Source organism: Pantoea sp. T14, from assembly GCF_036663535.1.
GTDB classification, from domain to species: Bacteria; Pseudomonadota; Gammaproteobacteria; order Enterobacterales; family Enterobacteriaceae; genus Pantoea; species Pantoea phytostimulans.
The window spans coordinates 1-23,141 of record NZ_JAWUEB010000020.1 but is presented as its reverse complement, the minus strand read 5'-3'; the positions used below and the strand labels follow the sequence as shown (position 1 = coordinate 23,141).

Below are 23,141 nucleotides of genomic sequence, written 5' to 3'. Positions count from 1 at the left end.
AGGAGAAAGACAATGGCAGTTGTTAAATGTAAACCGACATCTCCGGGTCGTCGTCACGTTGTTAAAGTGGTGAACCCAGAGCTGCACAAGGGCAAGCCGTTTGCCCCGTTGCTGGAAAAAAACAGCAAATCCGGTGGCCGCAACAACAACGGTCGTATCACTACCCGTCACATCGGTGGTGGTCATAAGCAGGCATACCGTCTGGTTGACTTCAAACGCAACAAAGATGGTATCCCGGCAGTTGTTGAACGTCTTGAGTACGATCCGAACCGCTCTGCGAACATCGCACTGGTTCTGTACAAAGACGGCGAGCGCCGTTATATCCTGGCCCCTAAAGGCCTGAAAGCTGGCGACCAGATTCAATCTGGCGTTGATGCTGCGATCAAAGCAGGTAATACCCTGCCGATGCGTAACATCCCAGTAGGTTCTACCGTTCATAACGTAGAAATGAAACCAGGCAAAGGCGGTCAGATTGCTCGCTCTGCTGGTGCTTACGTGCAGATCGTTGCGCGTGAAGGTTCCTACGTGACCCTGCGTCTGCGTTCAGGTGAAATGCGTAAAGTCGAATCTGACTGCCGCGCAACTCTGGGCGAAGTCGGTAACGCTGAGCATATGCTGCGCGTTCTGGGTAAAGCCGGTGCAACCCGTTGGCGTGGTATTCGTCCGACCGTTCGTGGTACCGCGATGAACCCAGTTGATCACCCGCACGGTGGTGGTGAAGGTCGTAACTTTGGTAAGCACCCGGTAACTCCGTGGGGCGTTCAGACCAAAGGTAAGAAGACCCGTAGCAACAAGCGTACCGATAAATTTATCGTACGTCGCCGTAGCAAATAATATTAGAGGATAAGCCATGCCACGTTCTCTCAAGAAAGGTCCTTTTATTGACCTGCACTTGCTGAAGAAGGTAGAGAAAGCGGTGGAAAGCGGTGACAAGAAGCCTTTGCGCACTTGGTCCCGTCGTTCAACGATCTTTCCTAACATGATCGGTTTGACCATCGCTGTCCATAATGGTCGTCAGCACGTTCCTGTCTTTGTTTCCGACGAAATGGTTGGTCACAAATTGGGTGAATTCGCGCCGACACGTACTTATCGCGGTCACGCGGCTGATAAAAAAGCCAAGAAGAAATAAGTAGGAGGAAGAGATGGAAACTATTGCTCAACATCGCCATGCTCGTTCTTCTGCTCAGAAGGTACGCCTGGTGGCTGACCTGATTCGCGGTAAGAAAGTGTCGCAGGCTCTGGATATTTTGACCTACACCAATAAGAAAGCTGCTGTATTGGTCAAAAAAGTCTTGGAATCTGCCATTGCTAACGCTGAACACAACGATGGCGCTGATATCGACGATCTGAAAATCACGAAAATTTTCGTTGATGAAGGTCCGACCATGAAACGCATTATGCCGCGTGCCAAAGGTCGTGCAGATCGCATCCTGAAGCGCACCAGCCACATCACTGTGGTTGTGTCCGATCGCTGAGACTCTGGAGACTAGCAATGGGTCAGAAAGTACATCCTAATGGTATTCGCCTGGGTATTGTAAAACCATGGAACTCTACTTGGTTTGCGAACACCAAAGAATTCGCTGACAACCTGGACAGCGATTTTAAAGTACGTCAGTTCCTGACTAAAGAACTGGCTAAAGCGTCTGTATCTCGTATCGTTATCGAGCGTCCAGCGAAGAGCATCCGTGTGACTATTCACACTGCTCGTCCGGGCATCGTTATCGGTAAGAAAGGTGAAGACGTTGAAAAACTGCGCACGGTCGTCGCGAAACTCGCTGGCGTTCCTGCACAGATCAACATCGCCGAAGTCCGTAAACCGGAACTGGACGCGAAACTGGTAGCTGACAGCATCACTTCACAGCTGGAGCGTCGTGTGATGTTCCGTCGTGCGATGAAGCGTGCTGTTCAGAACGCCATGCGTCTGGGCGCGAAAGGTATTAAAGTTGAAGTTAGCGGCCGTCTGGGCGGCGCCGAGATCGCACGTACCGAATGGTACCGTGAAGGTCGCGTGCCGTTGCACACTCTGCGTGCTGACATCGACTACAACACCTCAGAAGCGCACACCACTTATGGTGTAATCGGCGTTAAGGTATGGATCTTCAAAGGTGAGATCCTGGGTGGTATGGCTGCTGTTGAACAACCGGAACCGGCTGCTCAACCTAAAAAGCAGCAGCGTAAAGGCCGTAAGTAAGGAGAGTCGCTGATGTTACAACCAAAGCGTACGAAATTCCGTAAAGTGCACAAAGGCCGTAACCGCGGTCTGGCTGCCGGTACGGATGTCAGCTTCGGTACTTTCGGTCTGAAAGCTGTTGGCCGTGGTCGTCTGACTGCTCGTCAGATCGAAGCAGCACGTCGTGCTATGACCCGTGCAGTTAAGCGTCAAGGTAAGATCTGGATCCGTGTATTCCCGGACAAACCGATCACCGAGAAGCCGCTGGAAGTGCGTATGGGTAAAGGTAAGGGTAACGTTGAGTATTGGGTTGCCCTGATCCAGCCTGGTAAAGTCCTGTATGAAATGGACGGCGTACCAGAAGAGCTGGCCCGTGAAGCATTCAAGCTGGCAGCAGCAAAACTGCCTATCAAAACCACCTTTGTAACTAAGACGGTGATGTAATGAAAGCAACTGAGCTGCGTGAAAAAAGCGTTGAAGAGCTGAACACTGAGCTGCTTAATCTGCTGCGTGAGCAATTTAACCTGCGCATGCAGGCAGCATCTGGCCAGCTGCAGCAGACCCATCTGCTGAAGCAAGTTCGCCGTGATGTTGCACGCGTTAAGACTTTACTGACTGAGAAGGCGGGTTCGTAATGACCGATAAAATCCGTACTCTGCAAGGTCGTGTGATCAGTGACAAAATGCAGAAATCTGCAGTTGTCGCTATCGAACGTTTCGTGAAGCACCCAATTTACGGTAAATTCATTAAGCGTACGACCAAGCTGCACATCCATGACGAGAACAACGAATGTGGTATCGGTGACGTGGTTGAAATCCGCGAATGCCGTCCACTGTCTAAGACTAAGTCTTGGACGCTGGTTCGCGTTGTAGAGAAAGCGATTCTGTAATAGAATTCGCCCTCTTTAAAAATCTGATGAACGGCTCGCAAGAGCCGTTCATTTTTTCTACCCATCTGCGAGAACCGGTGTTATAATGCCGCGCCCTCAATTATGGGGCTTTCTAACGACCTGAGGTCTAGGTCCCGAAGTAGTAGTTGACATTAGCGGAGCACTAAAATGATCCAAGAACAGACTATGCTGAACGTCGCCGACAACTCCGGTGCACGTCGCGTAATGTGTATCAAGGTTCTGGGTGGCTCGCACCGTCGCTACGCAGGCGTCGGCGATATCATCAAAGTTACCATCAAGGAAGCAATTCCGCGTGGTAAGGTGAAAAAAGGTGATGTCCTGAAGGCGGTAGTGGTGCGCACCAGGAAGGGTGTTCGTCGCCCGGACGGTTCTGTCATTCGCTTCGATGGTAATGCATGCGTTATTTTAAACAATAACAGTGAGCAGCCTATCGGTACGCGTATTTTTGGGCCGGTAACTCGTGAACTTCGTACTGAAAAGTTCATGAAAATTATCTCTCTGGCACCAGAAGTACTCTAAGGAGCGAACAATGGCAGCTAAAATCCGTCGTAACGACGAAGTTATCGTGTTAACCGGTAAAGATAAAGGTAAGCGCGGTAAAGTTAAGAATGTCCTGTCTTCTGGCAAGGTCATTATTGAAGGTATCAACCTGGTGAAGAAACATCAGAAGCCGGTTCCGGCTCTGAACCAACCAGGTGGCATCGTTGAAAAGGAAGCTGCAGTGCAGGTTTCTAACGTTGCACTGTTCAATACGGCAACTGGCAAGGCAGACCGTGTAGGCTTTAGATTCGAAGACGGCAAAAAAGTCCGTTTCTTTAAATCTAATAGCGAAACTATCAAGTAATTTGGAGTAGTACGATGGCGAAACTGCATGATTACTACAAAGACGAAGTAGTCCAGAAACTCATGACAGAGTTTGGCTACAATTCTGTCATGCAAGTCCCTCGGGTCGAGAAGATCACCCTGAACATGGGTGTAGGTGAAGCGATCGCTGACAAGAAACTGCTGGATAACGCAGCAGCTGACTTGGCAGCAATCTCCGGCCAAAAGCCGTTAGTCACCAAAGCACGCAAATCAGTTGCAGGCTTCAAAATCCGTCAGGGCTATCCGATCGGCTGTAAAGTAACTCTGCGTGGCGAACGCATGTGGGAGTTCTTTGAGCGTCTGGTCACCATTGCTGTTCCACGTATCCGTGACTTCCGTGGCCTGTCCGCTAAGTCATTCGATGGTCGTGGCAACTACAGCATGGGTGTACGTGAGCAGATCATCTTCCCAGAAATCGACTACGACAAAGTCGATCGCGTTCGTGGTTTGGATATCACCATTACCACTACTGCGAAATCTGATGATGAAGGCCGTGCTCTGCTGGCTGCCTTTGACTTCCCGTTCCGTAAGTAAGGTAGGGTTACTTAATGGCTAAGCAATCTATGAAAGCACGCGAAGTTAAGCGTGCGAATTTAGCAGACAAATTCTTCGCAAAACGCGCTGAACTGAAAGCGATCATTTCTGATGTGAACGCTTCCGACGAAGATCGTTGGGATGCTGTTCTGAAGCTGCAGAGTCTGCCGCGTGATTCCAGCCCTTCACGTCAGCGTAACCGCTGCCGTCAAACAGGTCGTCCGCACGGTTTCCTGCGGAAGTTTGGGTTGAGCCGTATCAAGGTCCGTGAAGCCGCAATGCGCGGTGAAATCCCGGGTCTTAAAAAGGCTAGCTGGTAATTGTCACCAATTGAATCACGGGAGTAACACAGATGAGCATGCAAGATCCGATCGCGGATATGCTGACCCGTATCCGTAACGGTCAGGCCGCAAACAAAGTTGCGGTCATCATGCCCTCTTCCAAGCTGAAATTGGCAATTGCCAACGTGCTGAAAGAAGAAGGCTATATTGAAGATTTTAAAATCGAAGGCGACATCAAGCAGGAACTGGAACTTACTCTTAAGTATTTCCAGGGAAAAGCTGTTGTAGAAAGCATTCAGCGAGTAAGCCGTCCTGGTCTGCGCATCTATAAGAAAAAAGATGAGCTGCCAAAGGTAATGGCTGGTATGGGCATCGCTGTAGTTTCTACATCTAAAGGTGTCATGACTGATCGTGCAGCGCGCCAAGCTGGTCTTGGTGGCGAAATTATCTGCTACGTAGCGTAATCGGAGGATACTATGTCTCGTGTTGCTAAAGCACCTGTCGTTGTTCCTGCCGGCGTAGAGGTAAAACTCAACGGTCAGGTAATTTCGATTAAAGGTAAAAACGGCGAGCTGACTCGTACTATCAATGATGCTGTTGAAGTTAAGCATGCTGACAACGCTCTTACTTTCGCTCCACGCGAAGGTTTCGTTGATGGCTGGGCGCAAGCGGGTACTTCTCGCGCGCTGCTTAACGGAATGGTTATCGGTGTTACCGAAGGCTTCACTAAGAAGCTGCAGCTGGTTGGTGTAGGTTATCGTGCTGCCATTAAAGGCAACGTAGTTAACCTGTCTCTGGGTTTTTCTCATCCAGTAGATCACCAGCTGCCCGCGGGTATCACTGCAGAGTGTCCGACTCAGACTGAAATCGTACTGAAAGGTGCAGATAAACAGTTGATCGGCCAGGTTGCAGCTGACTTGCGCGCCTACCGTCGTCCTGAGCCTTATAAAGGCAAGGGTGTCCGTTACGCCGACGAAGTCGTGCGTACCAAAGAGGCTAAGAAGAAGTAAGGTAACACTATGGATAAGAAATCTGCTCGTATCCGTCGTGCGACCCGTGCACGTCGCAAGCTCAAAGAGCTGGGTGCTACTCGCCTGGTGGTACATCGTACCCCGCGTCACATTTACGCACAGGTAATCGCCCCGAACGGTTCCGAAGTTCTGGTCGCTGCTTCTACTGTAGAAAAAGCTATCACTGAACAACTGAAGTATACCGGTAATAAAGAAGCCGCAGCTGCTGTAGGTAAAGCTATTGCAGAACGCGCAATCGAAAAAGGCATCACTGGTGTTTCTTTCGACCGTTCCGGTTTCCAATATCATGGTCGCGTCCAGGCACTGGCAGATGCTGCTCGTGAAGCTGGCCTTCAGTTCTAAGGTAGAGGTCTAAGATGGCACACATCGAGAAACAAGCTGGCGAACTGCAGGAAAAACTGATCGCGGTAAACCGTGTTTCTAAAACTGTAAAAGGTGGTCGTATTTTTTCCTTCACCGCACTGACTGTAGTGGGTGATGGTAACGGCCGCGTTGGTTTTGGTTACGGTAAAGCGCGTGAAGTTCCAGCAGCGATCCAGAAAGCGATGGAGAAAGCCCGTCGCAATATGATTAACGTCGCGCTGACCAACGGCACTCTGCAGCACCCTGTTAAAGGTGCTCACACGGGTTCCCGCGTGTTCATGCAGCCGGCTTCTCAAGGTACCGGTATCATCGCCGGTGGTGCAATGCGCGCCGTCCTGGAAGTCGCTGGAGTACATAACGTTCTGGCTAAAGCATATGGTTCCACCAACCCGATTAACGTGGTTCGTGCAACGATTGATGGCCTGGGCAATATGAATTCTCCGGAAATGGTCGCTGCCAAGCGTGGTAAATCCGTTGAAGAAATTCTGGGGTAATCACGATGGCTAACACTATTAAAATCACTCAAACCCGCAGTGCAATTGGCCGTTTGCCTAAGCATAAAGCCACACTGGTTGGCCTGGGTCTGCGTCGTATTGGCCACACCGTTGAGCGTGAAGATACGCCTGCTGTACGCGGTATGGTTAACGCGGTTTCCTATATGGTTAAAGTGGAGGAGTAAGAGATGCGTTTAAATACTCTGTCTCCGGCCGACGGGTCTAAGCACGCACCTAAGCGTTTAGGTCGTGGTATTGGTTCTGGCCTCGGTAAAACCGGTGGTCGTGGTCACAAAGGTCAGAACTCACGTTCTGGCGGTGGCGTACGTCGCGGTTTTGAAGGCGGTCAGATGCCTCTGTACCGTCGTCTGCCGAAATTCGGCTTCACCTCTCGCAAATCAATGATCACCACAGAGATTCGTCTGTCTGATCTGGCGAAAGTTGAAGGCGGTATCGTAGACCTGAACACGCTGAAAGCGGCCAACATTGTCGGTGTGCAGATTGAATTCGTAAAAGTAATTCTGTCTGGTGAAGTTTCTACACCGGTAACGATTCGCGGTTTACGTGTCACTAAAGGTGCTCGTGCTGCAATCGAAGCTGCTGGCGGTAAAATTGAGGAATAAGTAGCAGATGGCTAAACAACCGGGATTAGATTTTCAAAGCGCCAAAGGCGGCTTTGGTGAACTGAAACGCAGACTTTTGTTTGTTATCGGTGCACTGATTGTCTTCCGTATTGGCTCTTTTATTCCAATCCCCGGTATTGATGCCACTGTACTTGCCAAACTGCTTGAACAACAGCGTGGCACCATCATTGAAATGTTTAACATGTTCTCTGGTGGTGCTCTTAGCCGTGCTTCTATTTTCGCACTGGGTATCATGCCGTATATTTCGGCATCGATAATCATCCAGTTATTGACGGTGGTTCATCCAGCGTTAGCGGAAATTAAGAAGGAAGGGGAGGCTGGCCGTCGTAAGATTAGTCAGTACACTCGTTACGGTACGTTGGTATTAGCCATATTTCAGTCGATTGGTATTGCTACCGGTTTGCCGAATATGCCTGGAATGCAGGGCCTGGTGATGAATCCGGGCTTTGCCTTCTATTTTACCGCTGTTGTGAGTCTGGTCTCAGGAACGATGTTCTTGATGTGGCTAGGCGAACAGATTACTGAACGGGGTATCGGTAACGGTATTTCGATCATTATCTTCGCAGGTATTGTTGCGGGTTTACCGCCGGCCATTGGCCATACCATCGAGCAAGCGCGGCAAGGTGACCTGCACTTCCTTCTGTTGCTGTTGGTTGCAGTTCTTGTATTTGCAGTGACCTTCTTTGTTATTTTCGTTGAGCGTGGTCAACGCCGCATTGTGGTGAACTATGCAAAACGTCAACAAGGTCGTCGTGTATACGCTGCACAGAGCACACATTTACCGTTGAAAGTGAATATGGCGGGCGTAATCCCAGCTATTTTTGCTTCCAGCATTATTCTGTTCCCGGCAACGATTGCATCGTGGTTTGGGGGCGGGACCGGTTGGAACTGGCTGACAACTATTTCGCTGTATTTGCAACCAGGACAGCCGCTTTATGTGCTACTCTATGCGACTGCAATCATCTTCTTCTGTTTCTTCTACACGGCGTTGGTTTTCAACCCACGTGAAACAGCAGATAACCTGAAGAAGTCTGGTGCATTCGTACCGGGAATTCGTCCGGGAGAGCAAACGGCGAAGTACATCGATAAAGTAATGACACGTTTGACCTTAATTGGCGCTCTGTATATTACTTTTATCTGCCTTATCCCGGAGTTCATGCGTGATGCGATGAAGGTCCCCTTCTACTTTGGCGGTACGTCACTGCTCATCGTAGTGGTCGTCATCATGGACTTTATGGCTCAAGTGCAAACTTTAATGATGTCAAGTCAGTACGAGTCTGCACTGAAGAAAGCTAACCTGAAGGGCTATGGCCGTTAATTCAGGTGGTTGAGAAGTTACGGAGAGTAAAAATGAAAGTTCGTGCTTCCGTCAAGAAATTATGTCGTAACTGCAAAATCATTCGTCGCGACGGTGTCGTTCGTGTGATCTGCAGTGCCGAGCCAAAGCATAAACAGCGCCAAGGCTGATATTGTCACATATTTTTCTTGCAAAGTCGGGTTGAGCTGGCTAGATTAGCCAGCCAATCTTTTGTATGTCAGTACGTTGCCATTTGAGTATCCTGAAAACGGGCTTTTCAGCATGGGACGTGCTTATTTAATAATAGGAGTGCATAGTGGCCCGTATAGCAGGCATTAACATTCCTGATCAAAAACATACCGTTATCGCATTAACTTCGATCTTCGGTATCGGTAAGACTCGTTCAAAAGCCATCTGCGCTTCAACGGGTATTGCTGAAAATGTTAAGATCAGTGAGCTGTCTGAAGAACAAATTGATCAGCTGCGTGATGCAGTTGCTAAATTCGTTGTAGAAGGTGATCTGCGCCGTGAAATCACCCTGAGCATCAAGCGTCTTATGGACCTTGGTTGCTATCGTGGTTTGCGCCATCGTCGTGGTCTGCCGGTTCGCGGTCAGCGTACTAAGACCAACGCACGTACCCGTAAGGGTCCGCGTAAACCGATCAAGAAATAATCGGGGTGAGTAAATAATGGCAAAGGCACCAGTTCGTGCACGCAAGCGTGTAAGAAAACAAGTCTCAGATGGCGTGGCTCATGTCCATGCTTCTTTTAACAACACCATCGTTACTATTACTGATCGTCAGGGTAACGCATTGGGTTGGGCAACCGCCGGTGGTTCCGGTTTCCGCGGTTCACGTAAATCTACTCCGTTTGCTGCTCAGGTCGCTGCAGAGCGCTGTGCAGAAGCGGTAAAAGATTACGGTATTAAGAACCTGGAAGTTATGGTTAAGGGTCCGGGTCCGGGTCGCGAATCAACTATTCGTGCTCTGAACGCCGCTGGTTTCCGCATCACTAATATTACTGATGTGACTCCTATCCCTCATAACGGTTGTCGTCCGCCGAAAAAACGTCGCGTATAACGCCCTCGTTTTTTAGGATAGTTGGAGAAAGAAAATGGCAAGATATTTGGGTCCTAAGCTCAAGCTGAGCCGTCGTGAGGGCACTGACTTATTCCTTAAGTCTGGCGTTCGCGCGATTGACACCAAGTGTAAAATTGAACAAGCCCCTGGCCAGCATGGTGCGCGTAAACCGCGTCTGTCTGACTACGGCGGTCAGTTACGTGAAAAGCAAAAAGTTCGTCGTATCTACGGTGTTCTTGAGCGTCAGTTCCGTAACTACTATAAAGAAGCAGCACGTCTGAAAGGCAACACCGGTGAAAACCTGTTGGCTCTGCTGGAAGGCCGTCTGGACAACGTAGTTTATCGTATGGGCTTTGGTGCAACGCGTGCAGAATCACGTCAGTTGGTAAGCCACAAGTCTATTTTGGTAAATGGCCGCGTTGTTAACATCGCTTCTTATCAGGTATCTCCGAATGATGTTGTTAGCATCCGTGAGAAAGCCAAAAAGCAATCTCGCGTGAAGGCCGCTCTGGAGCTGGCTGAGCAGCGTGAAAAGCCAACCTGGCTGGAAGTTGATGCGACTAAGATGGAAGGTGTGTTCAAGCGTATTCCTGAGCGTACTGATCTGTCTGCGGACATTAACGAACACCTGATCGTCGAGCTTTACTCCAAGTAAAGCTTAGTACCAAAGAGAGGACACAATGCAGGGTTCTGTGACAGAGTTTCTAAAACCGCGCCTGGTAGATATCGAGCAAGTGAGTTCGACGCACGCCAAGGTGACCCTTGAGCCGTTAGAGCGTGGCTTTGGCCATACTCTTGGTAACGCACTGCGCCGTATTCTGCTTTCTTCCATGCCGGGTTGCGCGGTGACCGAGGTTGAAATTGATGGTGTACTGCATGAGTACAGCACCAAAGAGGGCGTACAGGAAGATATCCTGGAAATCCTGCTCAACCTGAAAGGGCTGGCGGTAAGAGTTCAGGGGAAAGATGAAGTTATCTTAACGCTGAATAAATCTGGCATTGGCCCTGTGACTGCAGCCGACATCACCCATGATGGTGATGTCGAAATCGTCAAGCCTCAGCATGTAATCTGTCATCTGACCGATGAGAACGCATCTATTAGCATGCGTATCAAAGTTCAGCGTGGACGTGGTTATGTGCCGGCTTCTGCCCGAATTCATTCGGAAGAAGATGAGCGCCCAATCGGCCGTCTGTTGGTTGACGCATGCTATAGCCCTGTAGACCGTATCGCCTACAATGTTGAAGCAGCGCGTGTAGAACAACGTACTGATTTGGATAAGCTGGTCATCGAAATGGAGACTAACGGCACAATCGATCCTGAAGAGGCGATTCGTCGTGCAGCTACCATCCTGGCTGAACAACTTGAAGCTTTTGTTGACTTACGTGATGTACGTCAGCCAGAAGTTAAAGAAGAGAAACCAGAATTCGATCCGATCTTGCTGCGCCCAGTTGATGATTTGGAATTGACTGTCCGCTCTGCTAACTGCCTTAAGGCAGAAGCTATCCACTACATCGGTGATCTGGTACAGCGTACTGAGGTTGAGCTGCTTAAAACGCCTAACCTGGGTAAAAAATCTCTTACTGAGATTAAAGATGTGCTCGCCTCACGTGGTCTTTCTTTGGGCATGCGCCTCGAGAATTGGCCGCCGGCAAGCATTGCTGATGAATAACCGGATCACAGGTTAAGGTTTCACTGAGAAGGATAAGGTCATGCGCCATCGTAAGAGTGGTCGTCAACTGAACCGCAACAGCAGCCATCGTCAGGCTATGTTTCGCAACATGGCTGGCTCTTTGGTTCGTCATGAGATCATCAAGACGACTCTGCCGAAAGCCAAAGAGTTGCGCCGCGTAGTTGAGCCGCTGATTACTCTTGCCAAGACCGACAACGTAGCTAATCGTCGTCTGGCATTCGCCCGTACTCGTGATAACGAGATCGTGGCAAAACTGTTTAATGAACTGGGCCCGCGTTTCGCGAGCCGTGCCGGTGGTTACACTCGTATTCTGAAGTGTGGCTTCCGCGCTGGTGACAACGCTCCGATGGCATACATCGAGCTGGTTGATCGTCCAGAAGCTCAAGCAGAAGCTGTTGCAGAGTAATCTGTAGCAACGTAAAGAACCCGCTTCGGCGGGTTTTTTATTGCCTATCGTTAAGCAAATTAACTATTCTGATCATCATGCGATTTTGGAGGCACTTATGTGGTTACTCGATCAACTTGCTGAGCAGCATATAAAAGCAGCACAGGATAAAGGTGAACTTAGTCATCTTCCCGGGGAGGGTAAACCTCTCAAGCTCGATGATGACAGTCACGTACCTTCAGAACTCCGAGCGGGCTATCGGCTGCTTAAAAATTCAGGCTTTTTACCGCCAGAACTTGAAATACGCCGTCAGGCTATAGAAATCAACGATCTTCTCCAGCAACTCGATCCTGAAGATCCTCAATATTCAAATCATTGTAAACACCTAATGTTGCTAGAATTTAAACTTCATCAAGCGGGAATGAATACAGACTTTCTTCATAGCGAATATGGAAAATCCATTCGCCAACGCTTGGGGGAAAATTAAATGTACCGTATCGGTCAGCTTGCAAAGCTAGCGGATGTTACGCCAGATACGATTCGCTTTTACGAGAAGCAACATATGATGGATCATGAGATTCGAACGGAGGGTGGTTTTAGACTTTATAGCAGTAGCGATCTTCAACGTTTAAAATTTATTCGCTATGGCCGCCAATTAGGTTTTAGCCTCGAATCAATCAGAGAGTTGCTTTCTATTCGAGTCGAACCTGCTAAACACACCTGCCAGGAATCAAAAGCCATAGTTGAAAAAAGGCTTAATGAAGTTAATAAAATGATGGCTGAGTTAAAAGTAATGCAGCAATCGCTCCTTCATTTATCAGAAGCATGTTGCGGTGATAGTCATACAAGTGTTGCCTGCTCAATTCTGGAAGCGTTAGAACGTGGTCCAGTGTTGAATGAAAGTTAGGCTGTGTTACATTGCGAGATACAAAACAGGAATACATTACAGGAGAATATATGAGTGGTTATAAACATACCAAAGGGATAATTAGAGACAATGCTATTGAAGCATTGCTTCACGATCCGCTGTACCGTCAACGTATTGTGCAACAGCGTAAAGGGAAAGGCAGCTTTAAGCGCAAAGAAAAATCGAATAAGGAAAATATTTGGGAGGGCAGTGATAAATCCAAAATTTATCACTGCCCTTCTTTAAACTATAAAAAAGCCGCCTCGTTGGCGGCCTATTTTAGATTTTTGTATTTTGCTGTTTAAGCAAATCACGAATCTCAGTGAGCAGAACCTCTTCATTACTCGGTTTTGCAGCTGGTTTTTCAACTTCTTTTTTCTTGTGCAGTTTGTTCATCAATTTAATAGCCATAAAAATCGCGAAGGCAACAATAATGAAATCAAAAACTGTCTGAATGAAAATACCGTACTGCATTATTACTGCCGGCGTCTCTCCTTCTGCAGGTTTGAGCACCCAGCTAAATGATTTAAAATCAACGCCACCAATCAGCAATCCTAGTGGTGGCATAATTATGTTTGCGACTAAAGATGAAACGATTTTGCCGAATGCTGCACCGATGATCACACCTACCGCGAGATCAACCACGTTTCCACGCATTGCAAAATCACGAAACTCTTTGAATAAACTCATTCTTCTCTCCTTGCCCTGGCCAATGACCTAAAGTCTAACAAAGCTTCCTGTATTTGCCATCATCGATGCGCAATTAGCAGAATTATCTTGAGTTAGTATTTTAACGTTCATTTCTTCTATAAAAAGAAAGGGCTAGGCTGGAATAGCCGTTCAACATCAGGAACAAACTTTTTATCTGTCAAAAACATGATGACATGATCGCCTTGTTCTATACGCAGATTGTCATTAGCAATCATGACATCATCGCCACGTACTATGGCACCAATAATAGTACCAGGTGGCAGTTTAATATCATCAATTGGACGCCCAACGACACGTGATGTTGTTTCATCACCGTGGGCTATGGCTTCTATTGCCTCGGCAATACCACGGCGTAAAGATGAAACGCCTACGATATCAGCTTTGCGCACATGGCCCAGCAGGGCAGATATAGTTGCTTGCTGTGGTGATATCGCAATATCAATAACGCTTCCTTGCACTAAATCGACATAAGCACGACGTTGTATCAACACCATGACTTTCTTCGCGCCCATCTTTTTCGCGAGCATCGCAGACATGATATTAGCTTCATCGTCATTGGTAACAGCGATAAACAAGTCAACTTGTTCAACATGTTCTTCTGCCAGCAACTCTTGGTCAGAAGCATCACCATAAAACACGATCGTATCCTCAAGACGCTCTGCCAGTTCTGCAGCGCGTTGTGGATTGCGCTCTATTAATTTGACGCTGTAATTTTTCTCAAGTCTTTGGGCTAAACCAAAACCAATGTTTCCACCACCAACAAGCATGATGCGTTTATAAGGCTTTTCGAGCCGCTGCATTTCGCTCATAACAGCACGAATATTTTGACTGGCCGCTATAAAAAACACTTCATCGCCCGCTTCTACAATGGTTGAACCTTGCGGGCGGATAGGGCGATCCTGACGAAAAATGGCGGCGACACGCGTATCAATGTGCGGCATATGTTCGCGTAGGATAGAAAGTGGATTCCCGACTAAAGGCCCACCATAGTAAGCTTTTACTACGGCAAGACTCACTTTCCCTTCAGCAAAATTAACGACTTGCAGTGCGCCAGGATACTGAATTAATCGATAAATATTATCGATCACTAATTGCTCTGGAGAGATAAGGTGGTCAATGGGCACGGCTTCTGGAATAAATAATTTATCCGCATCACGCAAATAATCAGCAGCACGGATACGGGCAATACGGTTAGGCGTATTGAAAAGTGAATAGGCGATTTGGCAGGCAACCATATTGGTCTCGTCAGAGTTAGTGACAGCAACCAACATGTCAGCATCCTCGGCACCGGCTTCGCGCAAAATACGCGGATGAGAACCATGGCCCTGAACAACACGCAGATCAAACTTATCTTGTAACTGACGTAGACGCGTTGAATCGGTATCAACTACCGTTATGTCGTTATTTTCGCCGACCAGGTTCTCTGCCAGTGTGCCACCTACCTGACCGGCACCAAGAATAATGATTTTCATCGATTAAGAATGCTCATTTCAATTTACCTCAGGTTTCTTCACAAGCTTAGCGTAGAAGAAACCATCGCCACCATCGACAGTTGGAAATACTTGCAAGCCTGTTTCAGGCGCACCAAAAAGTGAGCACGCGACAGCATCATTATGGCGTTCCAGAAATGCGCTTATCTGCAGCTGATTTTCATCCGGGAGTATGGAACATGTCGCATACAATAGCGTTCCGCCGGGTTTGAGCTGGGGCCAAATAGCTTCAATGATCTCAGATTGAAGTTTGGCTAGTTCGGCAATATCGCGTTCGCGGCGCAGCCACTTAATATCTGGATGTCGACGAATGACACCAGTCGCTGAACAAGGCGCATCAAGTAAAATGCGATCAAACAGTTCATCGCCACACCAATCTTGGGGAGAGCGACCATCGCCTTGCTTCACTTCAGCCTTCATCCCTAGCCGTTGTAAATTTTCATGCACGCGCACCAGACGCTGTGCATCAATATCCACTGCAAGCACCCGAGCTTCAGGTGCGATTTCTAAAATATGAGTGGTTTTTCCACCCGGTGCTGCACAGAGATCGAGAATGTATTCATCATTTTTAGGCTCAAGCAATAAAGCGCAGCGTTGAGCTGAAACATCTTGAACTGTTACCCAGCCTTGATCGAAGCCTGGCAGTTGGGTCACAGACGTAGGGGATTCGAGTCGCAAAGCCTCAGGCACTTCAGCATCTATAAAGGCTGTTTTTTGAGTTTCAGCTAATAAAGCAAGCCAGCTATCACGAGAATGATGTTGCTGGTTTACGCGTAGCCACATTGGCGGACGAACGTTGTTTGCTTCAACAATTTGTTGCCATTGTGTAGGCCAGGCAATTTGCAAACGCTTCAGTAGCCATCCAGGATGGAGGTAGCGCTGTGGACCCTCTTTTATACTGGCAAGCAATGCATCCTGCTGTCGCTGAAACTGGCGAAGCACGCCATTTAATAAGCCTTTCAAGCTACCGCGTTTTAAAACTTCTGCACCCGCAACAGTTTCTGCCAAAACAGCGTGAGCAGGTATGCGTGTGTAGAGTAATTGATACAATCCAACCATGATCAAATAATGTAAAACGCGTTGTTTACCCGTCAGGGGGCGTTCCATTAATTTACCAATCAAGGCTTCAAGCTGTGGCAAAGTGCGTAGTACACCGAAGCAAATTTCTTGCACTAGTGCGCTGTCTTTATCGGACAGTTTTTTTTGTGCCTGAGGCAATACGGTATTGAGTGATTCACCTTTGTCGACAACACGTTCGATAAGCTGGGCTGAAAGGCTACGTAGATTGGTATTTTTGTTCATAGGTTTTTGTCATCAAACAAAAAGCCCGGTGATTACCGGGCTAAAGGGTCAGGCCAGAATAGTTCCAGGTTCAAACCATTCACGGCGCGAGTTGAGAAGATCTTGTGCAGACATTGGCTTTTTCCCAGCAGGTTGAAGCTGGAGCAAATTGAGCACGCCCTCTGCTGTTGCTATTTGTATACCTTGCTTATCAGCCTGGATGATTTCACCGGGTTGCTTATCAGCATGCGGAAGCACGCTTGCTTGCCAGACTTTAATTGGCTGATCATCAATGTTGAAAAAACTCATTGGCCATGGATTGAAAGCGCGAATGCAGCGCTCAAGTTGCATCGCGGGGAGCTGCCAGTTAAGACGCGCCTCTTCTTTACTCAATTTCTCTGCATAATTGGCTAATGCTTCATCCTGCTTTTCTGGATGCGCACGGCCATCAGCAAGCTGCGACAGCGTATCCAGTAATCCTTGCGGCCCAAGCTGTGCAAGTTTGTTATAAAGCGTTGCACTGGTATCTTCAGCGGTGACAGGGCAGGCAAGCTTATACAGCATATCGCCGGTATCCAGGCCGACATCCATCTGCATGATAGTGACACCCGTTTCGTTATCTCCAGCCCACAGCGCACGCTGAATGGGTGCTGCACCACGCCAGCGAGGGAGTAGCGAGCCGTGCACGTTAATGCATCCTAATCGTGGCATATCAAGAACCGCTTTTGGCAGGATCAAACCATAGGCAACGACAACCATAATATCTGCCTGAAGATTGGCAACCAACTGCTGACTCTCTTCAGGGCGTAATGATTTAGGTTGGAAGACTGGAATGTCGTTTGACTGAGCCAAAACCTTTACCGGACTAGGCGTCAATTTATTACCGCGGCCTGCAGGGCGATCGGGCTGTGTAAATACAGCCACTACCTGATGCTCAGAAGCGAGCAGCGCGTCAAGATGACGCGCTGCAAAGTCAGGTGTGCCAGCGAAGATTATTTTTAATGGGGCAGACACATTTATCCCTTCTAAAGAGCTTAAGATTCTCGCGTGTTTTGACGCGCCAGCTTCTCTAATTTCATTTTGATTCGCTGACGCTTCAACGGCGACAGATAATCAATAAAAAGTTTGCCGTCCAGGTGATCAATTTCATGCTGGATACAGATTGCCAACAAATCACCGGTTTCCAGCTCAAAGCTATTACCATCGCGATCGAGCGCACGAATTTTTACACGCTCAGCACGCGGTACGAAAGCGCGTTGATCGGGTATAGAGAGACAACCTTCTTCAATTCCCGTTTCGCCACTTTTTTCCAGCAACTCGGGATTAATCAGCACCAAGCGTTCTTCACGGCTTTCAGAAACATCAATCACTATGATGCGTTGATGAATATCGACTTGCGTAGCGGCCAGCCCAATGCCTTCTTCGGCGTACATCGTTTCAAACATATCATCCACGATACGCTGAATATCTGCGTTAACTTCTTTAACTGGCGCGGCGATTTTGCGCAGACGCTCGTCAGGGAAATGTAATACCTGCAAAACTGACATAAATTTCCAGATCTGTATTCGGTTAAGTAAAGATTACTACCTCATATTGTAGACTTTTTGGGGCATGATTGACAGCATTCCACCGCAGGAAGCCTCAGCGAAAATGGATGCTAAAAAATGGAAAAGATGGCGTTATGTCTACAATTAGCCGCTGTTAGCGGAATGGTTGGTAAGCGTTGGCTTGAAGCCGCAAACCTGCTTTTAAGCGGGGGTGATGTCGCTAAACATTTGTCTCAGCTTAAATTTGATGAGCGCCAACGACAACAATTCAATAGTTTCCAGCAGGCTAATTTCAAAGAGCTACAGGCATGGCTCGCCAGTCATCGCAAACACCATCTCCTTACGGCGCTTGATGACCATTACCCCGCTTTGCTTACTGAGACTGATCGCTTCCCGCCGCTTATTTATATCAAGGGCGATCCTGCAGCTCTAAATACACCGCAGTTGGCTGTGGTCGGGAGCCGTAATTGCTCACATTATGGACGACACTGGTGCGAATGGTTTACTCAACAATTGGCGTTAAGTGGTTTGACTATAACGAGTGGGTTAGCCCGTGGCATTGATGGCGTTGCACATCATGCTGCACTTAATGTCGAAGGCAAAACGGTGGCAGTATTGGGTAGCGGTTTGAAGCACCTCTATCCGAAATCTCATTTCGCACTCGCTGAAGAAATCGTAGAAAAAGGTGGGGCGATTATCTCAGAATTCCCGCTAAATGCACCACCTAACGCCACCCATTTCCCTCGACGTAATCGTATTATCAGTGGCCTGAGCCAAGGTGTGTTAGTGGTTGAAGCCTCACTCAAGAGCGGTTCACTTGTTACCGCACGTTATGCCCTTGAGCAAAATCGTAACGTCTATGCTTTGCCCGGGTCATTGGGTAATCCCAGCAGCGAAGGTACAAATTGGCTAATCCAACAAGGCGCAATGTTAGTGGCGCACCCCAATAATATTCTCGAAGATTTGGGCAGTGCGCTTAACTGGTTACCTGTTACAAAATCAGATGAAATATATTGTGATGACAATGTTCATGCTCCATTGCCATTTGCCGATGTGTTGGCTAACGTAGGTGATGAGGTTACACCTGTTGACGTTGTCGCTGAACGTGCCGGCCAACCTGTGCCAGTTATCTCAGCTCAGTTGCTGGAACTGGAGTTAGCAGGATGGATCGCAGCTGTACCCGGCGGCTATGTCCGATTGAGGAGGGCATGCCATGTTCGACGTACTCATGTACTTGTTTGAGACATATATCCACAACGAAGCAGAAATGGGTGTTGATCAGGACAGATTGACAGATGACTTGACGGATGCCGGTTTTCATCGTGAAGATATTTATAATGCGTTGAACTGGTTAGAGAAGTTGGCGGACTATCAAGAAGGGCTGGTTGCGCCAATTTTACTGACAAATGATCCGCTCTCCATGCGTATCTATACAGATGAAGAGAGCAAACGTTTAGATGCTGAAAGCCGTGGTTTCCTATTATTTTTGGAACAAATTCAAGTTTTGAATTTGGAAACACGTGAAATGGTCATTGAACGTGTCATGGCGCTTGATACTCCAGACTTCGATCTTGAGGACCTTAAGTGGGTAATATTAATGGTTTTATTTAATATACCTGGATGTGAAAACGCTTATCAGCAGATGGAAGAACTGCTATTCGACGTCAATGAAGGTATGCTGCATTAAATTCCTTTTCATACATCTCTATCGTTATGAGTAAAACTGCACTCTTCGCTGTGCGAAAACAGGATCCCTGCCCCGCTTGCGGGGCAGAACTTGTTATTCGTTCTGGCAAACATGGACCTTTTCTTGGCTGCGCAAATTATCCTGCTTGCGATTATATCCGCCCACTGAAAAATCAGGCTGATGGCCATATCGTTAAAGTGTTGGAGGGGCATGCTTGCCCGGATTGTGGAGCAGATAAAGTGCTGCGCCAAGGGCGCTACGGTATGTTTATCGGTTGCAGCCATTATCCCGAATGCGCTTATACGGAAACCATCGACAAACCAGATGAGACTACGATTGATTGTCCTCAGTGTCAGAAAGGCAAGCTTGTACAGCGCCGATCGCGCTTCGGCAAAACGTTTCATGCCTGCGATCGTTATCCGGCCTGTCAATTTGCAGTAAATCTCACCCCAATTGCAGGCGTGTGTCCATATTGCCAGTTTCCTTTATTAGTTGAGAAAAAAACTGCGCAGGGCGTAAAGCTGTTCTGTGCCAGTAAAAGTTGCGGCAAAGCTATCGCTCAAGAGAATTAAGAGTTCAACATGCATAACCAAGATCTTTCTACTTCGTTAAATGATTGCGTAGGTCACCTTAAACGTCACGCCGTAATCGCCTATCCTACTGAAGCTGTTTTTGGGCTGGGGTGCGATCCGGATCATGAAAGTGCAGTAATGGCGTTATTAGCTCTTAAACAAAGACCCGTCGAAAAAGGGTTGATCCTGATTGCTTCTGAATATGCGCAATTAGAACCCTATGTGTCCGATCGAGAGCTTTCAGTCATCCAGCGAGAGCGGATGTTTGCCTGCTGGCCTGGACCAGTAACATTTGTTGTGCCGGCTCCGCCGCATACTCCCCGTTGGTTAACGGGAAAATTTGATACATTGGCGATACGAGTCAGTGATCATCCTGATGTACAAGCATTATGCCGCGCATTTGGTAAACCTTTAGTTTCAACCAGCGCTAATCTTTCGGGGCAACCGCCTTGCCGCACAATAGAAGAAGTAAAATTGCAGTTTGGTAATGACTTTCCTGTCCTCCCGGGATTAACCGGTGGGAGGCAAAATCCTTCCGAAATTCGCGACGTCATCACCGGTGATCTCATACGACAGGGATAATTTATGAATAACTATGCTGTTTTTGGTAACCCTGTTAGCCACAGTAAGTCGCCATTCATTCACCAAGCCTTTGCCCAACAGACGGGCATAGAGCATCGCTACGGCCGTATTTGTGCTCCGCTAGATGGATTTCCGCAGGAAATCGCTGAGTTCTTTGCTCAAGAAGGCGTAGGGGCAAATGTCACCCTGCCTTTTAAGCAGCAGGCGTGGAAATTGGCAGACGAGCTTAGCGAGCGGGCAGCCCTTTCCGGCGCAGTGAATACATTAAAGAAGCGCAAAGATGGCACTATCCTCGGCGACAATACTGATGGTATTGGTTTATTGAGCGATCTCGAACGTCTCTCGATGATTAAGCCGGGAGACAGAGTTCTTCTGGTCGGGGCAGGCGGCGCTGCACGTGGCGTAATTCTACCCTTACTTTCTTTGGGCATTGCATTAACCGTGACTAATCGTACGCGCTCGCGAGCAGATGAATTAGCAAATCTCTTTAAACACAGCGGTGCAATCAATACTTGTAGCTTTGATGAATTAGAAGGCAAAGCGTTCGAACTCATCATTAATGCTACGTCTAGTGGCGTTGATGGGCAAACTCCACCCTTACCTGTTTCGTTAGTGCATCCCAGCTTACGCTGCTATGACATGTTTTATCAGTCTGGGCAAACGCCGTTCTTATATTGGTGCCAACAGTTTGGTGCACTTCATTTAGCCGACGGTCTGGGCATGCTGGTGGGACAAGCGGCACATGCCTTTCATTTATGGCATGGCGTTATGCCTGATACCGCGCCAGTAATTGAATCTTTGAAAAGAGAGCTAGAGCTATGAATCAGGCGATTCAATTTCCCGATCGAGAGCATCTCGATCCGAATTTAAACGCTATTTGTTTTCCTGTATTAGTTAATGGCATGGGGCTGACCTGTGCCATCTATACAGAGGCGTTACATCAACGGTTTGGCGACGAGGAAGCGATGACGCTTTTTAGCAACCACCGCTGGGATCTGGAAGAAGAAGCCGAACGCTGTATTCGTCGAGATGAAGTTGATGTTCAGGGTTGGGTTTGGCTTTCTGTCAAATAGTCATCTTTCCATCCGACATAATTATTAGCCGAATACAGCAGCCCTTCAATTTCCTTTTTGTTAAGCGGTCGAATCTGTTTTACCGGACTTCCTAAATATAGATAACCGCTTTCGAGACGTTTACCTGGAGGCACCAAGCTTCCTGCACCAATCATCACATCATCTTCTACAACGACCGCATCCAACAAAATAGACCCCATCCCAACCAAAACACGATTACCTATAGTGCAGCCATGCAGCATTGCTTTATGCCCAACCGTGACATCTTCACCAATTATTAGAGGGTAACCTTCGGGATTTGATGCTGATTTATGAGTGACGTGCAGAACGCTGCCGTCCTGTATGTTAGTACGGGCACCAATACGCACTTGATTCACATCTCCACGAATAGCAACCAAGGGCCAAATACTAACATCATCCGACATGATGACATCCCCAACGACAACGCTGGTCGGATCTATCATTACGCGCTGGCCCAGCTGTGGATAAAGGCGTTTGTAAGGACGTAAGGCTGATGACATAAAAGCTCTCCTTTACTTAGTTTCTTTGCAGCCTGGTGTGATTTTGAGCGTCAGGCAAGGGGATTCTGCCTGAGATCGATGACGATCTCATCAATATGAATGTTTTCTCGCCACTTAGAAAAAAGATCCAGAAAAAGGCTTGTGCTAAGAAATTGGATCCCTATAATGCGCCTCCACTGACACGGCAAACCGGCAACGGGATGGCGGTTCAGGAGACACAGGAAACTGGGTCGCCGGAGAAAACTTCTGAAAAAGGGGTTGACTCTGAAGGAGAGAAGCGTAATATACGCCACCTCGCGACAGACCGGCTAAGCCGCTGTTCGCACTGCTCTTTAACAATTTATCAGACAATCTGTGTGGGCACTCGCAGGATGGATATCAGCGTCTCCGGACGTAAAAAATATCAAGCCTCACGAGTGAACACATAATGAAATTCATTATGACGTTTTACAGATGAGCACCGCTTAACTTGTTTAAGCAAATCAAACTTAAATTGAAGAGTTTGATCATGGCTCAGATTGAACGCTGGCGGCAGGCCTAACACATGCAAGTCGGACGGTAGCACAGGAGAGCTTGCTCTCCGGGTGACGAGTGGCGGACGGGTGAGTAATGTCTGGGAAACTGCCCGATGGAGGGGGATAACTACTGGAAACGGTAGCTAATACCGCATAACGTCGCAAGACCAAAGTGGGGGACCTTCGGGCCTCACACCATCGGATGTGCCCAGATGGGATTAGCTAGTAGGCGGGGTAATGGCCCACCTAGGCGACGATCCCTAGCTGGTCTGAGAGGATGACCAGCCACACTGGAACTGAGACACGGTCCAGACTCCTACGGGAGGCAGCAGTGGGGAATATTGCACAATGGGCGCAAGCCTGATGCAGCCATGCCGCGTGTATGAAGAAGGCCTTCGGGTTGTAAAGTACTTTCAGCGGGGAGGAAGGCGATGCGGTTAATAACCGCGTCGATTGACGTTACCCGCAGAAGAAGCACCGGCTAACTCCGTGCCAGCAGCCGCGGTAATACG

General features: G+C 48.1%; 39 protein-coding genes and 1 rRNA gene. 34 read left to right on the top strand and 6 right to left on the bottom strand.

What is annotated here, in order from left to right; genetic code table 11:
- Positions 1-12: 12 nt before the first annotated feature.
- The 27 genes from rplB (at position 13) to SC127_RS08230 (ending at position 12,955) form a co-directional block, all read left to right on the top strand.
- Entirely contained in the window at positions 13-834 is an 822-nt protein-coding gene (gene rplB, locus SC127_RS08360; protein WP_215845422.1) for a 50S ribosomal protein L2, read from the top strand.
- A 16-nt stretch (positions 835-850) separates the two neighbouring features.
- Entirely contained in the window at positions 851-1,129 is a 279-nt protein-coding gene (gene rpsS, locus SC127_RS08355; RefSeq protein WP_001138115.1) for a 30S ribosomal protein S19, read from the top strand.
- A 13-nt stretch (positions 1,130-1,142) separates the two neighbouring features.
- Positions 1,143-1,475: a 50S ribosomal protein L22 gene (rplV, locus tag SC127_RS08350; RefSeq protein ID WP_046289651.1), complete on the top strand. Its 333-nt coding sequence runs from the start codon at positions 1,143-1,145 to the stop codon at positions 1,473-1,475.
- Positions 1,476-1,492: 17 nt separating this feature from the next.
- Positions 1,493-2,191, top strand: coding sequence for a 30S ribosomal protein S3 (rpsC, locus tag SC127_RS08345; protein ID WP_215845423.1), 699 nt, complete (start codon positions 1,493-1,495; stop codon positions 2,189-2,191).
- Positions 2,192-2,203: 12 nt separating this feature from the next.
- A complete protein-coding gene (gene rplP, locus SC127_RS08340; protein ID WP_008927134.1) occupies positions 2,204-2,614 on the top strand; it encodes a 50S ribosomal protein L16 in 411 nt (136 codons plus the stop codon).
- Positions 2,614-2,805, top strand: coding sequence for a 50S ribosomal protein L29 (rpmC, locus tag SC127_RS08335; RefSeq protein WP_003850146.1), 192 nt, complete (start codon positions 2,614-2,616; stop codon positions 2,803-2,805). Before rplP ends, rpmC begins: the two co-directional genes overlap by 1 nt.
- The gene (rpsQ, locus tag SC127_RS08330; protein ID WP_067427355.1) at positions 2,805-3,059 is read left to right on the top strand and encodes a 30S ribosomal protein S17; all 255 of its coding nucleotides are present in this window, start codon (positions 2,805-2,807) and stop codon (positions 3,057-3,059) included. The genes rpmC and rpsQ overlap by 1 nt, the downstream gene beginning before the upstream one ends.
- A 168-nt stretch (positions 3,060-3,227) precedes the next feature.
- The gene (gene rplN, locus SC127_RS08325; RefSeq protein WP_006120590.1) at positions 3,228-3,599 is read left to right on the top strand and encodes a 50S ribosomal protein L14; all 372 of its coding nucleotides are present in this window, start codon (positions 3,228-3,230) and stop codon (positions 3,597-3,599) included.
- Between the two features lie 10 nt (positions 3,600-3,609).
- Entirely contained in the window at positions 3,610-3,924 is a 315-nt protein-coding gene (gene rplX, locus SC127_RS08320; RefSeq protein ID WP_243080100.1) for a 50S ribosomal protein L24, read from the top strand.
- A 14-nt stretch (positions 3,925-3,938) separates the two neighbouring features.
- Entirely contained in the window at positions 3,939-4,478 is a 540-nt protein-coding gene (gene rplE / locus SC127_RS08315) for a 50S ribosomal protein L5 (protein WP_003850155.1), read from the top strand.
- A 14-nt stretch (positions 4,479-4,492) separates the two neighbouring features.
- Entirely contained in the window at positions 4,493-4,798 is a 306-nt protein-coding gene (gene rpsN / locus SC127_RS08310; RefSeq protein WP_215845425.1) for a 30S ribosomal protein S14, read from the top strand.
- Between the two features lie 32 nt (positions 4,799-4,830).
- Positions 4,831-5,223, top strand: coding sequence for a 30S ribosomal protein S8 (gene rpsH / locus SC127_RS08305; protein ID WP_243080101.1), 393 nt, complete (start codon positions 4,831-4,833; stop codon positions 5,221-5,223).
- 12 nt (positions 5,224-5,235) lie between these two features.
- The gene (gene rplF, locus SC127_RS08300) at positions 5,236-5,769 is read left to right on the top strand and encodes a 50S ribosomal protein L6 (protein WP_215845426.1); all 534 of its coding nucleotides are present in this window, start codon (positions 5,236-5,238) and stop codon (positions 5,767-5,769) included.
- Between the two features lie 9 nt (positions 5,770-5,778).
- Positions 5,779-6,132 carry a 50S ribosomal protein L18 gene (gene rplR / locus SC127_RS08295; RefSeq protein WP_003850163.1) on the top strand — a complete coding sequence of 118 codons (354 nt, stop codon included), beginning with the start codon at positions 5,779-5,781 and terminating at the stop codon, positions 6,130-6,132.
- 14 nt (positions 6,133-6,146) lie between these two features.
- The gene (rpsE, locus tag SC127_RS08290) at positions 6,147-6,647 is read left to right on the top strand and encodes a 30S ribosomal protein S5 (RefSeq protein ID WP_243080102.1); all 501 of its coding nucleotides are present in this window, start codon (positions 6,147-6,149) and stop codon (positions 6,645-6,647) included.
- 5 nt (positions 6,648-6,652) lie between these two features.
- Positions 6,653-6,832 carry a 50S ribosomal protein L30 gene (rpmD, locus tag SC127_RS08285; protein ID WP_193405648.1) on the top strand — a complete coding sequence of 60 codons (180 nt, stop codon included), beginning with the start codon at positions 6,653-6,655 and terminating at the stop codon, positions 6,830-6,832.
- 3 nt (positions 6,833-6,835) lie between these two features.
- Positions 6,836-7,270 carry a 50S ribosomal protein L15 gene (gene rplO, locus SC127_RS08280; protein WP_215845427.1) on the top strand — a complete coding sequence of 145 codons (435 nt, stop codon included), beginning with the start codon at positions 6,836-6,838 and terminating at the stop codon, positions 7,268-7,270.
- A 7-nt stretch (positions 7,271-7,277) separates the two neighbouring features.
- Positions 7,278-8,609, top strand: a complete 1,332-nt coding sequence (gene secY / locus SC127_RS08275) for a preprotein translocase subunit SecY (RefSeq protein WP_003850175.1) — start codon at positions 7,278-7,280, stop codon at positions 8,607-8,609.
- 32 nt (positions 8,610-8,641) lie between these two features.
- Positions 8,642-8,758: a 50S ribosomal protein L36 gene (gene rpmJ / locus SC127_RS08270; RefSeq protein ID WP_004160566.1), complete on the top strand. Its 117-nt coding sequence runs from the start codon at positions 8,642-8,644 to the stop codon at positions 8,756-8,758.
- 146 nt (positions 8,759-8,904) lie between these two features.
- Positions 8,905-9,261: a 30S ribosomal protein S13 gene (gene rpsM / locus SC127_RS08265; protein WP_003850176.1), complete on the top strand. Its 357-nt coding sequence runs from the start codon at positions 8,905-8,907 to the stop codon at positions 9,259-9,261.
- A 16-nt stretch (positions 9,262-9,277) separates the two neighbouring features.
- Positions 9,278-9,667, top strand: a complete 390-nt coding sequence (gene rpsK, locus SC127_RS08260) for a 30S ribosomal protein S11 (protein ID WP_004160563.1) — start codon at positions 9,278-9,280, stop codon at positions 9,665-9,667.
- Positions 9,668-9,701: 34 nt separating this feature from the next.
- Entirely contained in the window at positions 9,702-10,322 is a 621-nt protein-coding gene (gene rpsD / locus SC127_RS08255; RefSeq protein WP_215845429.1) for a 30S ribosomal protein S4, read from the top strand.
- A gap of 25 nt (positions 10,323-10,347) precedes the next feature.
- Positions 10,348-11,337, top strand: coding sequence for a DNA-directed RNA polymerase subunit alpha (locus SC127_RS08250; RefSeq protein ID WP_007891688.1), 990 nt, complete (start codon positions 10,348-10,350; stop codon positions 11,335-11,337).
- Positions 11,338-11,377: 40 nt separating this feature from the next.
- A complete protein-coding gene (gene rplQ, locus SC127_RS08245) occupies positions 11,378-11,764 on the top strand; it encodes a 50S ribosomal protein L17 (RefSeq protein WP_215845430.1) in 387 nt (128 codons plus the stop codon).
- Between the two features lie 97 nt (positions 11,765-11,861).
- A complete protein-coding gene (locus SC127_RS08240; protein ID WP_332625955.1) occupies positions 11,862-12,230 on the top strand; it encodes a DUF1992 domain-containing protein in 369 nt (122 codons plus the stop codon).
- Positions 12,231-12,650 (top strand): Zn(2+)-responsive transcriptional regulator, encoded by a 420-nt coding sequence (gene zntR / locus SC127_RS08235; protein ID WP_215845431.1) that lies wholly within the window; start codon positions 12,231-12,233, stop codon positions 12,648-12,650. It abuts the gene before it with no gap.
- A gap of 50 nt (positions 12,651-12,700) precedes the next feature.
- Positions 12,701-12,955 (top strand): alternative ribosome-rescue factor A, encoded by a 255-nt coding sequence (locus SC127_RS08230; RefSeq protein WP_215845432.1) that lies wholly within the window; start codon positions 12,701-12,703, stop codon positions 12,953-12,955.
- On the opposite strand, the gene mscL is transcribed toward SC127_RS08230, so the two are convergent.
- The 5 genes from mscL to def form a co-directional block, all read right to left on the bottom strand.
- On the bottom strand, positions 12,930-13,340 hold the full coding sequence (gene mscL, locus SC127_RS08225) for a large-conductance mechanosensitive channel protein MscL (RefSeq protein WP_243080106.1): 411 nt from the start codon (positions 13,338-13,340) through the stop codon (positions 12,930-12,932). The genes SC127_RS08230 and mscL overlap by 26 nt on opposite strands.
- 116 nt (positions 13,341-13,456) lie before the next feature.
- A complete protein-coding gene (gene trkA / locus SC127_RS08220) occupies positions 13,457-14,833 on the bottom strand; it encodes a Trk system potassium transporter TrkA (protein ID WP_215845434.1) in 1,377 nt (458 codons plus the stop codon).
- An 18-nt stretch (positions 14,834-14,851) separates the two neighbouring features.
- Positions 14,852-16,153 (bottom strand): 16S rRNA (cytosine(967)-C(5))-methyltransferase RsmB, encoded by a 1,302-nt coding sequence (rsmB, locus tag SC127_RS08215; protein WP_332625954.1) that lies wholly within the window; start codon positions 16,151-16,153, stop codon positions 14,852-14,854.
- Positions 16,154-16,201: 48 nt separating this feature from the next.
- Positions 16,202-17,146 carry a methionyl-tRNA formyltransferase gene (fmt, locus tag SC127_RS08210; protein WP_243080108.1) on the bottom strand — a complete coding sequence of 315 codons (945 nt, stop codon included), beginning with the start codon at positions 17,144-17,146 and terminating at the stop codon, positions 16,202-16,204.
- Between the two features lie 20 nt (positions 17,147-17,166).
- Complete coding sequence (def, locus tag SC127_RS08205; protein ID WP_215845435.1) at positions 17,167-17,679, bottom strand: peptide deformylase; 513 nt, start codon at positions 17,677-17,679, stop codon at positions 17,167-17,169.
- 117 nt (positions 17,680-17,796) lie between these two features.
- On the opposite strand from def, the gene dprA reads away from it, so the two are divergent.
- Genes dprA through SC127_RS08175 form a run of 6 tightly spaced genes read left to right on the top strand, consistent with a single transcriptional unit; the run spans position 17,797 to position 21,593 of the window.
- The gene (dprA, locus tag SC127_RS08200; RefSeq protein WP_243080109.1) at positions 17,797-18,921 is read left to right on the top strand and encodes a DNA-protecting protein DprA; all 1,125 of its coding nucleotides are present in this window, start codon (positions 17,797-17,799) and stop codon (positions 18,919-18,921) included.
- On the top strand, positions 18,893-19,366 hold the full coding sequence (gene smg, locus SC127_RS08195; RefSeq protein WP_215845437.1) for a DUF494 family protein Smg: 474 nt from the start codon (positions 18,893-18,895) through the stop codon (positions 19,364-19,366). Before dprA ends, smg begins: the two co-directional genes overlap by 29 nt.
- A gap of 26 nt (positions 19,367-19,392) precedes the next feature.
- Positions 19,393-19,938, top strand: a complete 546-nt coding sequence (locus SC127_RS08190; RefSeq protein ID WP_243080110.1) for a DNA topoisomerase family protein — start codon at positions 19,393-19,395, stop codon at positions 19,936-19,938.
- 9 nt (positions 19,939-19,947) lie between these two features.
- Positions 19,948-20,520: an L-threonylcarbamoyladenylate synthase type 1 TsaC gene (tsaC, locus tag SC127_RS08185; protein ID WP_332625953.1), complete on the top strand. Its 573-nt coding sequence runs from the start codon at positions 19,948-19,950 to the stop codon at positions 20,518-20,520.
- Positions 20,521-20,523: 3 nt separating this feature from the next.
- Positions 20,524-21,342 (top strand): shikimate dehydrogenase, encoded by an 819-nt coding sequence (gene aroE / locus SC127_RS08180; protein ID WP_243080112.1) that lies wholly within the window; start codon positions 20,524-20,526, stop codon positions 21,340-21,342.
- On the top strand, positions 21,339-21,593 hold the full coding sequence (locus SC127_RS08175) for a DUF1488 domain-containing protein (RefSeq protein ID WP_332625952.1): 255 nt from the start codon (positions 21,339-21,341) through the stop codon (positions 21,591-21,593). The genes aroE and SC127_RS08175 overlap by 4 nt, the downstream gene beginning before the upstream one ends.
- On the opposite strand, the gene SC127_RS08170 is transcribed toward SC127_RS08175, so the two are convergent.
- Positions 21,563-22,114, bottom strand: coding sequence for a gamma carbonic anhydrase family protein (locus SC127_RS08170; protein WP_332625951.1), 552 nt, complete (start codon positions 22,112-22,114; stop codon positions 21,563-21,565). The genes SC127_RS08175 and SC127_RS08170 overlap by 31 nt on opposite strands.
- A 490-nt stretch (positions 22,115-22,604) precedes the next feature.
- Here SC127_RS08170 and SC127_RS08165 point away from each other — a divergent pair.
- Positions 22,605-23,141, top strand: a 16S ribosomal RNA gene (locus SC127_RS08165); the annotation flags it as partial.

What these genes read in the sequence shown, in the direction of transcription:
- rplB (WP_215845422.1), top strand. Translation starts at nt 13, where the DNA reads ATGGCAGTTGTTAAATGTAAACCGACATCTCCGGGTCGTCGTCACGTT.
- rpsS (WP_001138115.1), top strand. Translation starts at nt 851, where the DNA reads ATGCCACGTTCTCTCAAGAAAGGTCCTTTTATTGACCTGCACTTGCTG.
- rplV (WP_046289651.1), top strand. Translation starts at nt 1,143, where the DNA reads ATGGAAACTATTGCTCAACATCGCCATGCTCGTTCTTCTGCTCAGAAG.
- rpsC (WP_215845423.1), top strand. Translation starts at nt 1,493, where the DNA reads ATGGGTCAGAAAGTACATCCTAATGGTATTCGCCTGGGTATTGTAAAA.
- rplP (WP_008927134.1), top strand. Translation starts at nt 2,204, where the DNA reads ATGTTACAACCAAAGCGTACGAAATTCCGTAAAGTGCACAAAGGCCGT.
- rpmC (WP_003850146.1), top strand. Translation starts at nt 2,614, where the DNA reads ATGAAAGCAACTGAGCTGCGTGAAAAAAGCGTTGAAGAGCTGAACACT.
- rpsQ (WP_067427355.1), top strand. Translation starts at nt 2,805, where the DNA reads ATGACCGATAAAATCCGTACTCTGCAAGGTCGTGTGATCAGTGACAAA.
- rplN (WP_006120590.1), top strand. Translation starts at nt 3,228, where the DNA reads ATGATCCAAGAACAGACTATGCTGAACGTCGCCGACAACTCCGGTGCA.
- rplX (WP_243080100.1), top strand. Translation starts at nt 3,610, where the DNA reads ATGGCAGCTAAAATCCGTCGTAACGACGAAGTTATCGTGTTAACCGGT.
- rplE (WP_003850155.1), top strand. Translation starts at nt 3,939, where the DNA reads ATGGCGAAACTGCATGATTACTACAAAGACGAAGTAGTCCAGAAACTC.
- rpsN (WP_215845425.1), top strand. Translation starts at nt 4,493, where the DNA reads ATGGCTAAGCAATCTATGAAAGCACGCGAAGTTAAGCGTGCGAATTTA.
- rpsH (WP_243080101.1), top strand. Translation starts at nt 4,831, where the DNA reads ATGAGCATGCAAGATCCGATCGCGGATATGCTGACCCGTATCCGTAAC.
- rplF (WP_215845426.1), top strand. Translation starts at nt 5,236, where the DNA reads ATGTCTCGTGTTGCTAAAGCACCTGTCGTTGTTCCTGCCGGCGTAGAG.
- rplR (WP_003850163.1), top strand. Translation starts at nt 5,779, where the DNA reads ATGGATAAGAAATCTGCTCGTATCCGTCGTGCGACCCGTGCACGTCGC.
- rpsE (WP_243080102.1), top strand. Translation starts at nt 6,147, where the DNA reads ATGGCACACATCGAGAAACAAGCTGGCGAACTGCAGGAAAAACTGATC.
- rpmD (WP_193405648.1), top strand. Translation starts at nt 6,653, where the DNA reads ATGGCTAACACTATTAAAATCACTCAAACCCGCAGTGCAATTGGCCGT.
- rplO (WP_215845427.1), top strand. Translation starts at nt 6,836, where the DNA reads ATGCGTTTAAATACTCTGTCTCCGGCCGACGGGTCTAAGCACGCACCT.
- secY (WP_003850175.1), top strand. Translation starts at nt 7,278, where the DNA reads ATGGCTAAACAACCGGGATTAGATTTTCAAAGCGCCAAAGGCGGCTTT.
- rpmJ (WP_004160566.1), top strand. Translation starts at nt 8,642, where the DNA reads ATGAAAGTTCGTGCTTCCGTCAAGAAATTATGTCGTAACTGCAAAATC.
- rpsK (WP_004160563.1), top strand. Translation starts at nt 9,278, where the DNA reads ATGGCAAAGGCACCAGTTCGTGCACGCAAGCGTGTAAGAAAACAAGTC.
- rpsD (WP_215845429.1), top strand. Translation starts at nt 9,702, where the DNA reads ATGGCAAGATATTTGGGTCCTAAGCTCAAGCTGAGCCGTCGTGAGGGC.
- SC127_RS08250 (WP_007891688.1), top strand. Translation starts at nt 10,348, where the DNA reads ATGCAGGGTTCTGTGACAGAGTTTCTAAAACCGCGCCTGGTAGATATC.
- rplQ (WP_215845430.1), top strand. Translation starts at nt 11,378, where the DNA reads ATGCGCCATCGTAAGAGTGGTCGTCAACTGAACCGCAACAGCAGCCAT.
- SC127_RS08240 (WP_332625955.1), top strand. Translation starts at nt 11,862, where the DNA reads ATGTGGTTACTCGATCAACTTGCTGAGCAGCATATAAAAGCAGCACAG.
- zntR (WP_215845431.1), top strand. Translation starts at nt 12,231, where the DNA reads ATGTACCGTATCGGTCAGCTTGCAAAGCTAGCGGATGTTACGCCAGAT.
- SC127_RS08230 (WP_215845432.1), top strand. Translation starts at nt 12,701, where the DNA reads ATGAGTGGTTATAAACATACCAAAGGGATAATTAGAGACAATGCTATT.
- mscL (WP_243080106.1), bottom strand. Translation starts at nt 13,340, where the DNA reads ATGAGTTTATTCAAAGAGTTTCGTGATTTTGCAATGCGTGGAAACGTG.
- trkA (WP_215845434.1), bottom strand. Translation starts at nt 14,833, where the DNA reads ATGAAAATCATTATTCTTGGTGCCGGTCAGGTAGGTGGCACACTGGCA.
- rsmB (WP_332625954.1), bottom strand. Translation starts at nt 16,153, where the DNA reads ATGAACAAAAATACCAATCTACGTAGCCTTTCAGCCCAGCTTATCGAA.
- def (WP_215845435.1), bottom strand. Translation starts at nt 17,679, where the DNA reads ATGTCAGTTTTGCAGGTATTACATTTCCCTGACGAGCGTCTGCGCAAA.
- dprA (WP_243080109.1), top strand. Translation starts at nt 17,797, where the DNA reads ATGGAAAAGATGGCGTTATGTCTACAATTAGCCGCTGTTAGCGGAATG.
- smg (WP_215845437.1), top strand. Translation starts at nt 18,893, where the DNA reads ATGTTCGACGTACTCATGTACTTGTTTGAGACATATATCCACAACGAA.
- SC127_RS08190 (WP_243080110.1), top strand. Translation starts at nt 19,393, where the DNA reads ATGAGTAAAACTGCACTCTTCGCTGTGCGAAAACAGGATCCCTGCCCC.
- tsaC (WP_332625953.1), top strand. Translation starts at nt 19,948, where the DNA reads ATGCATAACCAAGATCTTTCTACTTCGTTAAATGATTGCGTAGGTCAC.
- aroE (WP_243080112.1), top strand. Translation starts at nt 20,524, where the DNA reads ATGAATAACTATGCTGTTTTTGGTAACCCTGTTAGCCACAGTAAGTCG.
- SC127_RS08175 (WP_332625952.1), top strand. Translation starts at nt 21,339, where the DNA reads ATGAATCAGGCGATTCAATTTCCCGATCGAGAGCATCTCGATCCGAAT.
- SC127_RS08170 (WP_332625951.1), bottom strand. Translation starts at nt 22,114, where the DNA reads ATGTCATCAGCCTTACGTCCTTACAAACGCCTTTATCCACAGCTGGGC.